This is a genomic window from Tellurirhabdus rosea, from assembly GCF_026278345.1.
Classification (GTDB): domain Bacteria; phylum Bacteroidota; class Bacteroidia; order Cytophagales; family Spirosomataceae; genus Tellurirhabdus; species Tellurirhabdus rosea.
Genome location: NZ_CP111085.1, coordinates 5,004,389 through 5,018,168, shown reverse-complemented (window position 1 = coordinate 5,018,168; position 13,780 = coordinate 5,004,389). Strand labels below are relative to the sequence as shown.

At 50.6% G+C, this 13,780-nt stretch carries 11 protein-coding genes and 1 tRNA gene; 8 read left to right on the top strand and 4 right to left on the bottom strand.

Features of this window, described 5'->3' with window-relative positions:
- Nucleotides 1–5 precede the first annotated feature (5 nt).
- Nucleotides 6–2,237: a xanthine dehydrogenase family protein molybdopterin-binding subunit gene (locus tag ORG26_RS21225; RefSeq protein WP_266365401.1), complete on the top strand. Its 2,232-nt coding sequence runs from the start codon at nt 6–8 to the stop codon at nt 2,235–2,237.
- 81 nt (nt 2,238–2,318) lie between these two features.
- Entirely contained in the window at nt 2,319–2,741 is a 423-nt protein-coding gene (locus ORG26_RS21220; protein WP_266365399.1) for an EamA family transporter, read from the top strand.
- Nucleotides 2,742–2,876: 135 nt separating this feature from the next.
- Here ORG26_RS21220 and ORG26_RS21215 read toward each other — a convergent pair whose 3' ends face one another.
- Nucleotides 2,877–3,449: a DUF4142 domain-containing protein gene (locus ORG26_RS21215; RefSeq protein ID WP_266365397.1), complete on the bottom strand. Its 573-nt coding sequence runs from the start codon at nt 3,447–3,449 to the stop codon at nt 2,877–2,879.
- A gap of 196 nt (nt 3,450–3,645) precedes the next feature.
- On the opposite strand from ORG26_RS21215, the gene ORG26_RS21210 reads away from it, so the two are divergent.
- Nucleotides 3,646–4,653, top strand: a complete 1,008-nt coding sequence (locus tag ORG26_RS21210; RefSeq protein WP_323134308.1) for an SDR family oxidoreductase — start codon at nt 3,646–3,648, stop codon at nt 4,651–4,653.
- Nucleotides 4,654–4,869: 216 nt separating this feature from the next.
- Here the strand turns inward: ORG26_RS21210 and ORG26_RS21205 are convergent, their stop codons facing one another.
- The 3 genes from ORG26_RS21205 to ORG26_RS21195 all read right to left on the bottom strand — a co-directional run bounded on the left by ORG26_RS21205 (nt 4,870) and on the right by ORG26_RS21195 (nt 9,610).
- A complete protein-coding gene (locus ORG26_RS21205; RefSeq protein WP_266365395.1) occupies nt 4,870–5,838 on the bottom strand; it encodes a Na/Pi cotransporter family protein in 969 nt (322 codons plus the stop codon).
- Nucleotides 5,839–6,319: 481 nt separating this feature from the next.
- A complete protein-coding gene (locus ORG26_RS21200) occupies nt 6,320–9,394 on the bottom strand; it encodes an SIR2 family protein (protein WP_266365393.1) in 3,075 nt (1,024 codons plus the stop codon).
- 131 nt (nt 9,395–9,525) lie between these two features.
- Nucleotides 9,526–9,610 (bottom strand) — tRNA-Ser (locus tag ORG26_RS21195).
- 363 nt (nt 9,611–9,973) lie between these two features.
- Here ORG26_RS21195 and ORG26_RS21190 point away from each other — a divergent pair.
- From ORG26_RS21190 to ORG26_RS21170, 5 genes are all read left to right on the top strand, one after another.
- On the top strand, nt 9,974–10,210 hold the full coding sequence (locus tag ORG26_RS21190) for a 4a-hydroxytetrahydrobiopterin dehydratase (protein WP_266365392.1): 237 nt from the start codon (nt 9,974–9,976) through the stop codon (nt 10,208–10,210).
- Between the two features lie 252 nt (nt 10,211–10,462).
- Entirely contained in the window at nt 10,463–11,203 is a 741-nt protein-coding gene (locus ORG26_RS21185; RefSeq protein WP_266365390.1) for a ferritin-like domain-containing protein, read from the top strand.
- Between the two features lie 12 nt (nt 11,204–11,215).
- Entirely contained in the window at nt 11,216–12,025 is an 810-nt protein-coding gene (locus ORG26_RS21180) for a ferritin-like domain-containing protein (protein WP_266365388.1), read from the top strand.
- Nucleotides 12,026–12,204: 179 nt separating this feature from the next.
- The gene (locus ORG26_RS21175; RefSeq protein WP_266365386.1) at nt 12,205–12,948 is read left to right on the top strand and encodes a ferritin-like domain-containing protein; all 744 of its coding nucleotides are present in this window, start codon (nt 12,205–12,207) and stop codon (nt 12,946–12,948) included.
- Nucleotides 12,949–12,960: 12 nt separating this feature from the next.
- Nucleotides 12,961–13,767, top strand: a complete 807-nt coding sequence (locus ORG26_RS21170) for a ferritin-like domain-containing protein (RefSeq protein ID WP_266365384.1) — start codon at nt 12,961–12,963, stop codon at nt 13,765–13,767.
- Nucleotides 13,768–13,780: the final 13 nt, after the last annotated feature.

The window sequence follows — 13,780 nt, the reverse complement described above, 5'->3', positions numbered from 1 at the left end:
TTCCCATGAACAAGAACGAACCCACTTTCCGCAAGGCCCGGATCGGTGATCCGCTGAGCCGGGTTGACGGACTTTTAAAGGTAACGGGGGGTGCCAGATACGCCGCAGAATACAACCTGACCGGCATCACCTACGGCGTCATGGTGACGAGCACCATTGCCCGGGGGCGCATCAAACGGATCGATACGCGGGCGGCCGAAAAAGCGCCGGGCGTGCTGGCCATTATGACCTATAAAAATGCGCCCAAAGTGCCGGGTTACCAGCAGCAGACCTCGCCGCAGGAAAAAAGGGTAGCCGGTCAGGAGCTGCGGGTTTTCCACGACGATCAGATTCATTTCAACAACCAGCCGGTTGCCCTGGCCATTGCCGACACCTTCGAACGGGCCACCTACGCGGCTTCGCTGGTCCGGGTGCAGTACCAGGAAGAGCCGCACCAGACCAACCTCAAAACCAACACCGCCCGGGGTTACAAACCCGAACGACCGGAGGACTACTCGCGGGGCGATGCTGCGGCGTTCGGCAGTGCCCCTGTACGGATCGAACAGGAATACCATACGCCCATCCACGTCCACAACCCGATGGAACCCCACGCCGCCACGGCCGTCTGGGAAGGCAGCGACCAGGTGACGGTCTACAACAAATCGCAGGGCGTGAAACTGGCGCAGAAAGACATCATGAAAGCCTTCAATCTGAAGGAAGAAAATGTACAGATTCATTCGCCCTTCGTGGGCGGGGCCTTTGGCAGTTCGTCCCGAATCTGGCCCCAGGAGATGGCCGCCATTCTGGGAGCCAAAAAGGTAGGCCGCCCCGTGAAGGTAGTGCTGAAGCGCGAGCAAACCTTCAACATGGTAGGCTACCGCCCGCAGTCGGTGCAGAAAGTAAGGCTGGGAGCTGCTTCGGATGGTTCCCTGCTGACGACCACCCACGAGGTGGCCGGACTCACCTCCCAATACGAACAGTTTACGGAGCGGACGCTGCACCCGACCAAGTCCCTGTACCGCTGCCCCAACCTCAACGCCGTGTACCGGCTGGTGTCCCTCGACGTCAGTACGCCCTGCTGGACGCGCGGCCCCGGCGAGACGAGCGGTTCGTTCGCGCTCGAATCGGCGATGGATGAGCTGGCCTACGCCCTGACGATGGACCCGATGAGGCTGCGGCTGCAAAACTACGCCGAAGTGGACCCGGAAAACGGCAAACAGTGGTCGAGTAATTTTCTGAAAGACTGTTACCAACAGGGCGCCGAACGGTTCGGCTGGAGCCGCCGCAACCCGACACCCCGTTCCATGCGGGCGGACGGCATGCTGGTCGGGCTGGGCATGAGTGCCGGTATTTACAAATCGGAGCGGACCACGGCTTCGGCCCGGGCCGTGCTTTCGGCGGACGGCACCCTGACAATTCAGACCGCCGCCGCCGATGTGGGGCCGGGCACTTACACCATCATGACCCAGATTGCGGCCGACGTCACCGGAATCGACGTGGATAAGATACGGTTCGAACTGGGCAACTCCCTGTTTCCCCCGGCACCGCCGCAATACGGCTCCCACACCACGGCTTCGGTAGGTTCTGCCGTGTACGAGGTGTGTCAGGCGTTAACGCAGCGGCTCCGGGAACTGGCCGTTCAAAAGGAAGGAAGCCCGCTGCACAACGCCCGGCCCGAGGATTTGCTCGTCGAAAATGCCGCCATCAAGCGCAAAGGTCGGGCGGAGAGCCTGTCGTACGGGGATATTCTCAAAGGCAATAACCTGCCGAAACTGGAAGTGAACAAAGAATTCAAGGCCGGGCCGGAGCAGCAGGCCGTCTCCCGCAAGTCGTTCTGCGCCAATTTTGTCGAGGTGCACGTCCATCCGGCGACCGGTATGGTGCGGGTAGCGAGGGTTGTTTCGGCGATTGATGCCGGTACGGTCATCAATCAGAAAACGGCCCGCAGCCAGGTGCTGGGTTCGGTGATGTGGGGCATCGGCATGGCCCTGATGGAAGAAGGCATTATCGATCACCGCTACGGCCGGTACGTCAACAAAGACCTGGCCGAGTACCACGTGCCGGTCTTTGCCGACACGCCCGACATCGACGTTATTTTCATCGGCAAAAGCGACCCGGTGATCAACCCGATGGGTGCCAAAGGACTGGGCGAAATCGGGATGGTCGGCTTTGCGGCGGCCATCGCCAACGCGGTTTACCATGCCACCGGCAAACGCATCCGGGAACTGCCGATTACCCCCGATAAGCTGATTGGCTAACGTTGCCGGCACTTTCGGATTACGCTCAATAACGTCTCATCCCCCTGTTCAACTCAACGTCGTACTCATTTTCGAAAACTCATGTGGATTCTTTTTTCATTGCTGGCGGCTTTAGCCTCCGCCCTGGTGGTTACTCTTTCCAAGGCCGGAATCAAGAACGTGGATTCCAACGTAGCCTTTGCGATTCAGGCGGTTCTGATCCTGCTGGTTTCCTGGGGAGTGGTTATTGGTCAGGGGCGCCTGGCGGACCTGGGCCGGATCGACCGGCGGGTCTGGCTGTACCTGATTCTGGCGGGCATCATCACCTGCGTTTCGTCGCTGCTTTCCTTTCGGGCTCTGAAGTTGGGCGATGCGGCCCGGGCCTCCTCGCTGGATAAGGTTTCCCTCGTTTTTTCCATTACGCTGGCCGTCTTTTTCCTGAAAGAAAAAATCAACTGGCAGGTGATTACGGGCGCGGCGCTGATGGCCATTGGGGCCGTCCTGATTGCCCTGGCCCGAAAATAAGGAAGTCGGCAAAAAACTGAACCGGCTCGCGGCCATGTCGCTTTTTGAAGACCGTCATCACAAACGGACAAAAAAAGACGCGGCCGCGAGCCGGTTCAGGGCGTTTTTGCGGAAGAGCGGAAAACGGCCGGGCCGTTACTGGTCGGTATTCATCGCCTTGACCTTGTTCAGATGCTGTTGCAGGGTGGGCAGCGTCTTGGAAGCGAAGGCTTTCAGTTCGGCATCTTCCTCCTCCTGGGCCGCTTCGCTAAACAGCTTGACGTCCTGCTCGTGGTCATCTTCCATGAGGTCAATGTATTTTTTGTCAAATTCGGCACCCGACAGGCTGGCCAGTTCATCGACGTGTTTCTGCTCGTCTTCGCCCAGGGTGGTCGGCAGGGTTATGTTTTTCCGGGCCGCCAGCGCTTTCAGTTCGTCATTGGCCTTCGTGTGGTCTTCGATCATCATCTGACCAAACGCCTTCACCTGCGGACTTTGCCCTTTCTCCTGGGCCATCTGCCCGAGAGTCACCTCCAACAGGCCACCCGCCGCGGCCTTGACCGCAAAATCATTGGTGTCGTCGGTCTGCCCGCTGCCGTTCTGTTCTTTCAGATCATTGGCATCATGGGCGTTTTCAACGCTGTCCTCGCTGTTTTTCTTGTTTTCGTTGCAGGACTGACTCAGCAGCATATTGCCCGCAATGGCCAGTAAAACCAGAATCTTTTTCATAACGTATGGTGTCGTTTTAAACCTGCCTTATACAACAAGTAGCCGGTGTCCATAGTTAAAGAAAAACCAGTTCAAAAGCGAAAAGCTCGGCAGCGGGCAGAATACCGCAGGAATTTGGACCGGGTTACATTCTGTCAGTCACACTTTTAACTCCGCAGACCTGCGGAAGTCAATCACTCAACGTTCGGATACAACCATGAATCAAGAAAATCAACTGAGCAGACGCCAGGCTATTGGCGGGCTGGGTAGCACCCTGGCGGCTACCGTTATTGCGACGCCGGTGCTGGCCGCTTCGCCCGGGCCGGTTTTTACTTCGGCCGCGCCGCCGCTTGTAGACCCCACGACCAAGTACCCAAAGCCGCCCTTTAATACACCCATGCAACCCTGGCCGGGACTGGCCAGCAAGATGGTGCCCCGTCCCGACCACGGCGAAAGCAGCTACAAGGGCTCGGGACGTTTGCAGGGCCGGAAAGCCCTGATTACCGGCGGCGATTCGGGAATGGGCCGGGCGGCAGCCATTGCCTACGCCCGCGAAGGGGCCGATGTGGCCATCAACTACCTCCCCGCCGAAGAACCTGACGCGAAAGAGGTCATCGAGCTGATCCGGAAAGAAGGCCGGAAAGCCGTGGCCATTCCCGGAGATATTCGTGAGGAAGCGTTCTGCAAGCGGCTGGTCGACGAAGCGGTCAAAGGGCTGGGCGGGCTGGACATTCTGGTCAGCAACGCGGCCCGGCAACAGACCCGGGAATCGATTCTGGACGTATCCTCGGAAGACTTCGATGCGACCATGAAAACCAACATCTACGCCCCGTTCTGGATCATCAAAGCGGCCCTGCCGCACATGCCTCCCGGCTCGGTCATTATCGGCACGACCTCCGAGCAGGCGTATGACCCATCGGGCAACCTGTATGATTACGCCCAGACCAAGGCCGCCACGACGAATTTTGTCAAATCCCTCGCCAAACAACTGGGTCCCAAAGGCATCCGGGTGAACGGGGTCGCCCCCGGCCCCATCTGGACGCCCTTGCAGCCCAGCGGCGGGGCCACGAAGGAGAAGCTCAAAACCTTCGGCGGAGACACCCCGATGGGACGGCCGGGGCAGCCGGTCGAACTGGCTTCCATCTACGTGCAGCTGGCCGCCAGTGACGGCAGTTACGCCACTGGTCAGGTCTACGGAGCTGCCGGTGGCGGTGGACAGCCCTGACGAAAAGCAGGGAATTCGGGCAAGTTCCGGATTCCCGCCCCGAAACGCCAACCGGTCCAACGGGTTCCCCTCCAGACGAAGGGAACCCGTTGGGCCGGCGCGTAAACGGCATAAACAGAACGCCCCTCCCCTTCACGCCCCGACCATTATCCTGAAAACGTCAGAAAACAATCCGCTGAGTAACGGCCGATTGCGGACATTTCCTGAAAAGATTGGCTAAGAATAAGCTTCGAAATACGCCTCCCGGGGGCGGTCCGGCACCCATCGTTCCAGCAGCGGAGCCACCACGGGAGTCAGCGGGGCCGCCAGAAGTACGCCCAGCAGGTTGAACAATACGTGCGCGTTGGCGAGTTGCCTCGACAGGGGCATGCCCCCCGATACCCAGCTGACCAGCTCGGTGAACGGATGAATCAGCAGCAGCCCCGCCAGAATCGACACCATGTTGAAAAGGAGGTGAAACAGCCCCGTCCGCAGGGCGGCCCGGCTGCGGCCTGCCGAAGCGACCACCGTATCGGCGCAGGTTCCCAGCTCCGCCCCCATCATCAGGGCGATGCCCGCTGGCAGCGTCAGCAGACCCTGGCCCGCCAGCACCACGGCCATGCCCACCGTCGCCGAGGAGGACTGCAACAGCACCGTTACCCCGGCCCCGGTCAGGGCGCCGCGCACCGGGTGGGACAAGCCTTTCATCCACTCGACCACCACGGGAAGATGTTTGAGCGGCTCGACGGCTTCTTCCATCAGGTACAGGCCCAGAAACAGCATCCCGAACGCCAGTAGCACCCCGCCCCACTGGGCTACCAGCGCCCGTTTAGTGGCCACCATCAGCCCAAAGCCCACGGCCATCGGCAGGCCCGCCCACTGCCCGATGTCGAAGGCGATCAACTGGCTGGAAAAGGTCGTGCCGATGTTGGCCCCCAACACGATTCCCAGCGCCTGGCGAAAGGTCAAAGCCCCGCTATTGACCAGCGCAATCGCCATGATGATGACCGCCGAGGAAGAATCCAGCAGCGTAGTCACGACGATTCCCGTCAGGATGCCCGTGAAGACATTGTGCGTAAAGCGCGCCAGTCCTTTGCGGAGCTTCTTCCCGGAGAGGGCTTTTAGGCCATCGGAGAGGTTGTTCAGGGCAAACAGAAAAAGGACCAGTCCGGCCAGCACTAACAGACCAATTTTGAGGGCATCCATGACCACCAGGCGTTTATTTACCGGAAGGTAGCGCGCGTCGGCCTGTCCCTCACCCCGCCGGTCATTATGTTTTTGTTAAACAAAGCAGTTGGAGCGCGTGGACTCGGAAGAATGTGGGGTAAATAGAAAGGGAGTTTGGGGGTTGGGGATGGGGTGAGGGGTTGGTTAAGTTGATTGAAGAAAAGTCAAAGAAGAAAAAATGGCCTTAAAGCGAGAAATTAAAAGAGTCTGCTCGTGTTGAAAGTCTACTGGAATATTAGAAAAAAAAGCATAAAGACAAGTTTACCTAAGACAAACCGCTTTCCTTTCATGGAAATGGGCTTTATTCTTTCCATCAAGGAAAGAAATTAATGTAAGCTGATAGCAATTTAAGCAAAGAATATTCATAGAACTGTTCAAGGCTTAAAAGACCAGTGCAACTTTTCAAAGCTAACAAACCGGCTTAGCTCTAAGGCGTAAACGTATATCAATAAGTAACCTTCTACAAATAGTAAGTTACATATAAATTTTTATAATCTAATTTAGATTCGTTCTTACGAATATAATTTTTTATAGTTTGAGATATATATGAAAAACGACTTAAGTGTTTATGTATAGTCGAATGATTAGTTAAATTTAACCATTCAATATTTATAGAATTTACATCGAACAAGCTTGGATTTATATAAAATTTCATGAAGTCTTCCAACTCCCCTAAGATATCAATATCAGATTCATCCAAGACAATCTCAAGTTTATACATCATTATTATTAACGTAAAAAACTCACTATAACTAAATCCATTATGTTTCTCATATTTTTCATATGAATTGTTCATTTTTTGAACATAGGAAAGGTACTCTTTAAAAAACATTTTATAATTAATAATATTTAAATGCGATGATTTTACATATATATTCTCATCAAAGTCACTTGATAGCTTATCTATTATTTTACCTCTAACTACATCTCTATATTCATCACAAACTATTTTCCATAAATTAATTATATAATCACCGTGAATATATACATTATTTGTATTTCCATCATGCACAATATGCATCATTCTTTCAAAATGAAGTTTATTTGATAGCCTATAAATACTTTGTTTATTATAATATATTTTACTTATTTCCATTACAAAGTCGCCAAGTGTTGCCTCATCTTTCTGAGTAAAAACATCAAATAACTTTTCAAAATAATTACCATCAATTATCATTTCGTACTTTATAAGTATCGCATAAAAATAGGTAAAATGTTTCCAATAAAAGAATTCAGATGTTTCTATTAGCTTAAGCAAGTTTTTTAATGTGATTTTTATTCTTTCCTGCTCAATGTTCGTTAAGCTAAGAAGGAAAAGCAAATTTTCGACAATTTTAAGATAATTGTCGTTAAATACTTTTTTTGCTATATGCGAATGAACTAAATTATTTTTGTCTAATCTTGAGGAATAAATATTTTCATTAAATAATGAAGTAGCATAATTGTTGATTAAATCTAACAAATAACTTACAGAATCTTCATCAAGCTTTATTTCTTCAATTGAATAAGTAATAAAAAATTCTTTGTAATCCTCTAAAGTAGCATAATGTACAAAATTGTGACAAAACCCATAATTCAATTGTGTATTATTATAAGGATAGTTATTTGAAAACTTATAGCAAATTAATAAGCCTTTCAAAGCTTTGTTTACACAATCCTTGTAATTACCAAAAGCATCATATACAATACAATTAATCGAATAAAAATTTGTTAAAGAAGTAAGATGAAACAATATCTGATTAAAGTAATCTGGCCCTGAGTAATATATTATACCTCTATTAAGTTTATCATAAGTCACAACTATTTTCTCATATAATTCATCAATACTATATTTACAATATTGCAAAACTTTTCCGTCCCTTATATATTTAATCAACTCTAAATGTTCTTCAGGCAAAAATCTAAGCTGATTCATTATTTGCTCAAGGTTGATTCTTTCACCTTTTTCCTGAATCAATTTAATTGTATCTTTTGGTATATTTTTATACTCTTTATATTCAATAAAATGTGTTAAAGTTTTAAAGCTGTATTTTGCTATGTAATAAATTATATAATTAGAGCTTTCCCACGCCTTTAATGCTAACTCTTCATATAGCAAACAAGATGCATAAATATTGCCAACTTTATAATTAGTATAAGCCAAAGTTAGGTCATTTACAATATTAGAAGTATCTGTTATATGATGGGCAGTTAAATTAATAAATAACGTATTAAATTTAAGCTTTTCATACAAGCACTTAAGGCAATCGCATTCTTTATCGATGCCTGTAAATAATTCTACAGGCTTATGCTCTTTTGACCTATTTCTAGCATCATGGCTTAAGTCAAGCTGATATATTCCACTTGAATTTAACTTTTCTATAATATAATTCAACTTGTCTTTTTTACTTGATGCTTCATAATTACTAAGCAATCCTATATACGTTTCTGTAAAAGAAGTAAATCCATGTTCATTGTGAGTATTATCGTTAAAAAAATCTACAATGAACGAGTTTCTTATCTTTAAGGAATATTGCGAATGAATATTATACCCTACTTGCTTTTTGACATTATTAAATGGAAAAATACTAGCAATAAAAAAATATGGCAATGATCTTAATTCATTGTATTTAAGTAATGACAGATACATTTGATCTAGCACTTCTTTCCTATTCAGTTTTTCTTCCTCTCTATCATAATATTTTATAAATTTTACCAATTTGTATAAATATAATCCTGGAATTTTCAAGGATATGTTGTCATCGATATATATATTTTTTTTAAAGTTTGCCCCTTTTATATAGCTATCTATTGCATCTTGATTATCTTCAAAACTAATTACAGTAATTCCTTTATTTTTCAAATACTCATGTTTATACTCTGAAAAGTGAGAATGTGTAAGCAGGAATGAATTTTGATAATCCTTCCCCAAGATATTTCTAACTTTGTGGAGTATAATTTTAAGGTTAGGATCTGAATATCCATAGCCAATAAACAAAACGACCTTTGTTGAGAATATTGACTTGATAAAAGCATCGAACAATGGGTGCTCATCCTGATACGATAAGTAATCGTCTTCTTTCAATACAAAATTATCATTATCAAGGTCTCCGTGAATTTTAACTAATAAATTGCTATTTTTTGAATACGGAAAATCTTTATCTTCTTTAATTATTGAGAAAGGTAAAGCTCTTTTTCTAATTACTTGTTCAAGAAAATTATCATAATTTGTAGTGATTACATGTTCAGGATTTAAGTCAAAAATTACATCATGAAGTTCGTTATATACGCCTCTTTTATGAAATAACAGGTTCCTAACCTTTTCAATGTATTCTTTATGACCTTTTTGATTATAATAAATTTGCGCTACTTGTAAAGGATCTGTTGTGTCATTGTCATCTATTCCAATACCATATTTTAATTGCTTAACTAATTCATTCCAACTCGGAAGGCCTGAATTCATTGAGACGCCAGCGCCTACAAATACAACTAGCTTCTTTGATTCAATTGCCTTTTGTATATTTTCTATATCTGATAAAAACTTTTCGCTCGTCATTTTATAGTAAATATTTAGAAGTAGAAGTATGGCAATATAATTATTTTTAGTTGTATCGTGTCAAAAGCGCAGTCCAAATGAGAGGCGTAAACGCAAAAAGCCCGTCTCCAACTTGGAAACGAGCTTTTTAGCAGAGGGAGAGGGATTCGAACCCCCGGACCTGTTACAGTCAACGGTTTTCAAGACCGCCGCATTCGACCGCTCTGCCATCCCTCTAGAGGCGACATCGCCGATTTGATGACACAAAGGTAGGGCGATTTTCCGGTCTTGTCAATAGCGGGCCCGCAAGATTTTTTTACAAAAAAGGCCATCTGCGCCGTTTTTACCGACAAATCAGCCACTTACCCGCAAAACTTAGCTCAAAAAAAACAGCCCGCCGGTAAAGCCAGCGGGCTGTAACGAATATTCTATCGACATCTCAATTGTCCGGCTATCAACGCTTCCTTCGCTCCGAACGAGCCAGACAATCAGGTCCCAAAGGTAAAAATTTTGCCCTATAAACCGGAAACAATTTATCATTAGGTCCGAAACACTTCTTCACTAATTTTATTCCCCACAAACCAACCCCCATCCATACCCATGTGGCAGGAAACCGATCACAAACTCGTGCGCCATTTCCAGTTCGCCGACTTCTCCGAAGCCTTCGCCTTCATGACCCGCGTGGCGCTGCTGGCCGAAAAAATGGACCACCACCCCTACTGGACCAACGTTTACAACAAAATCACCATCGAACTCACCACCCACGACGCCGGCAACACCGTTACCCAAAAAGACCGGGAACTGGCGGGAGCGATTGACAGAATTTTGAATGATTGAATGACTGAATGACTGATGGGCGGTCCGCCGCGGTGGTTGATCAGGCTTCGCTTGGGTGAGCCTATCGGAGCTATGCACCGTGGCACACCGCCTATCGGTCATTCAATCATTCGAAATTCTGTCAATCACTCCTTTCTGCCGTTCAATCAATCCCGGGCCGTTCAATCATTCTTGTGTAACCCACGGGTGGGACCTCCGGTTTGCAACTTGACTTTCCGAAGGTCGGGAAGCAGAAACCCTATCTCACACGTTATGAGTAAAATGTTTAGTACTTCGGCTGAGGCCCGGAAAACGGAACTTCGTCTGGAGCCGGTGGGCCGTCGCCTGTTTCTACGCATGGCCGGGGCCGCCGCCGCTACCACGTCGCTGATGGTGGCCGGCTGCAGCAAAGACTCCATCACGGAGGAAATTTCGGCCCGCGGTGGCGCCCGTATCGCCGCCGGGGTGGATTTGGGCTCCGGGGAAATCGGCATTCTCAACTATGCCTACGCCCTGGAACAACTGGAAGCCGCTTTTTACGACATGGTCGTCAACATGCCCTACGGCGGCATGAACGATGAGGAACGGATGATTCTGAAAGCCATCCGCGACCACGAGGTAGTGCACCGCGAATTCTTCAAAAAACTGCTCGGCGGATACGCTATCCCGGAGCTGGAAGTAGACTTCAGCGCGGTGAATTTCAAGGACCGCATCAGCGTCCTGACCACCGCCCGGACATTCGAGGATCTGGGTGTGGGTGCTTACAACGGGGCCGGCAAGTACCTGTCGCTGCCCAAAAACCTGGTTGCCGCCGGGAAAATCGTGTCGGTGGAAGCCCGCCATGCCGCGACCATCCGTTATCTGCTGGCTCCCAAAACGGGCCATTTTGCCGGATACGATGTCGTCAACGATGGAACGGGTCTCGATCTGGCGCTGGAGCCTACGGAGGTGCTGCCCAAAGCACAGGCATTCATCAAAACTCCCATCATGGCAAAAGATTTTCCAACGGCTTAACCACACTCCTCTATGTTACTCCAAAATTTATTTAAAGACCTCGAAGAGCTGGATCCCGAGGTGTACGAGCGTCTGAACTCCCGTCGCTCGATGTTCCGCCTGGGTGCCAAAGTAGCCGCAGCTGCCGTACCCGTGGCCCTGGGTTCCGCCCTTAATAAAGCCTATGCCCAAACCTCCGACGTCGCCAAGATTATCGACATTCTGAACTTCGCACTCCTGGCCGAGTATACCGACTCCACGTTCTACAACCTGGGGCTGGACGCCTGGAACGTCATCCCGGCGGAAGACCGGCTGGTGTGGGAAGAGCTGCGGAACAACGAAAACCACCACGTTTCGTTTGTCCGGAAAACCATCATCGCACTCGGCGGCCGACCCATCGAACGGCCGCAGTTCGACTACACGGCGAAAGGCAAATACCCGGACCCGTCCCGCAACTATGAAGTCTACAAAGCACTGGCCCAGGCATTTGAGGACACCGGCGTACGCGCCTACAAAGGACAGGCCCCCAACCTGATCGATAACGACGCGATTCTGCAGGCCGCCCTTCAGATTCACTCGGTGGAGGCCCGCCACGCGGCGGTTGTCCGGAAACTCCGGAACGTACCGCCCTGGATCGAGTTTGCCGATCCGGAAGGGTCCGAGCCGCTGGTGTACGTTGGCGAAGACAACAAGTTTCAGAACGACCCGGCCTTTATCATCAACGTAGCCGCCATCTCGGCTCCGTTCGGTGTCGGAGAAAAAGAAGCGACCGAGGCGTTCGACGAGCCGCTGAGCCGCGAGCAGGTGACGGCCATTATCGCCCCGTTCATCGTCAGTATGTAATTCAGACCACAGCAGCCAGCGGGCGGGAAGAATCTTCCCGCCCGCTTTTTTTGTCCCGTTCCCTCAGGAAGCAACCATCTTTATAAAAATTTAGTCGTCAAAAAATCCATAATCAAACCCTGCTCGTAGGTCTGTGTACTTTCCAACGGACGGGAAGGCTTAACTATCTAACACACCTTATGAGCAAATTTTTCAGTAATTCGGCTGGAGATGCCCGCAAGACCGAACTGCGGCTCGAACCGGTAGGCCGCCGCCTGTTTCTGCGCATGGCCGGAGCCGCCGCCGCTACTACTTCGCTGATGGTGGCCGGTTGCAGCAAGGATCCAATCACAGGAGATGACATGACCGCCCGCGGCGGTGCGCGTATAGCTGCCGGGGTCGACCTGGGATCGGGTGACGTAGGCATTCTGAACTACGCCTACGCCCTGGAGCAACTGGAAGCCGCTTTCTACGACATGGTCGTGAAAATGCCGTACAACGGCATCAACGCCGACGAGCGCCAGATTCTGAAAGACATTCGCGACCACGAAATTACGCACCGCGAATTCTTCAAACGCGCCCTGGGCAGCGCCGCCATCGGAGACCTGGAAGTGGATTTCAGCGCAGTCAACTTCAAGGACCGCAACAGCGTGCTGACCACGGCCCGGGCATTCGAAGACCTCGGTGTTTCGGCGTACAACGGGGCGGGTAAGTACCTGATGACGCCTGATTACCTGCTGCTGGCGGGCAAAATCGTGTCGGTGGAGGCACGCCACGCCTCGGTGATCCGCTCGCTGCTGGCTCCCAAAACGGGCCACTATGCCGGAGTAGATGTCGTGAACGGAGAAGGGCTCGAAAAATCCCGCGAGCCGAAAGACGTACTGGCCATCGCCAGCCCGTTTGTCAAAACGATGATTACCGGTCCCAATCTCCCCAACATGTAATCCCTCCACACGATGAAATTGCAAAACATTCTTTCCGATATCGAGCAGGTTGATCCTGAAGTATACGAGCGCCTGAATTCGCGCCGCGGCCTGCTGAACCTGGGCGGCAAACTGGCCGCCGCGGCCCTGCCGCTGGCTTTCGGGTCGTCGCTGAAAAAAGCGTATGCCCAGACGAGCACCAACAACAAGATCGTCGATGTCCTGAATTTCGCCCTGACGCTGGAGTACCTGGAAGCAGAATTCTACAACATCGGTATGGGTACACCGGGCCTGATTCCGGCGGAAGACCGGCTGATTTTCGCGGAAGTGCAGATGCACGAAAACGCCCACGTCGCATTCCTGCGCAAGGTGCTGCAGTCGCTGGGTGCCCGTCCGGTGGAAAAACCCCGGTTCGACTTTACGGCGAAAGGGACGTTCCCGACGGTGTTCAGCAGCTACACGACCTACAAACTGCTGGCGCAGGCGTTCGAAGATACGGGCGTACGGGCGTACAAGGGACAGGCCGGTAACCTCGTCGGTACGGGAGCGGTGCTGGAAGCGGCCCTCAACATCCACTCGGTGGAAGCCCGCCACGCGGCCTACATCCGTCGCCTGAACGGCAACAAAGGCTGGGTTACGTTTGCCGACAGCACCGGTCTGCCCGCCGCCATCTACGCGGGTGAAGACCAGCAGATCCAGAACGAGCGCCTCGGCCCCATCAACGCGCACTCCGGACCCGTTCTGTTCGGCATCGACACCATGGCCGTGACCGAATCCTTCGACGAGCCGCTGACCAAAGAGCAGGTACTGGCCATCGCCATGCCGTTTATTGTCGGCTAATCGGTTTATGGTT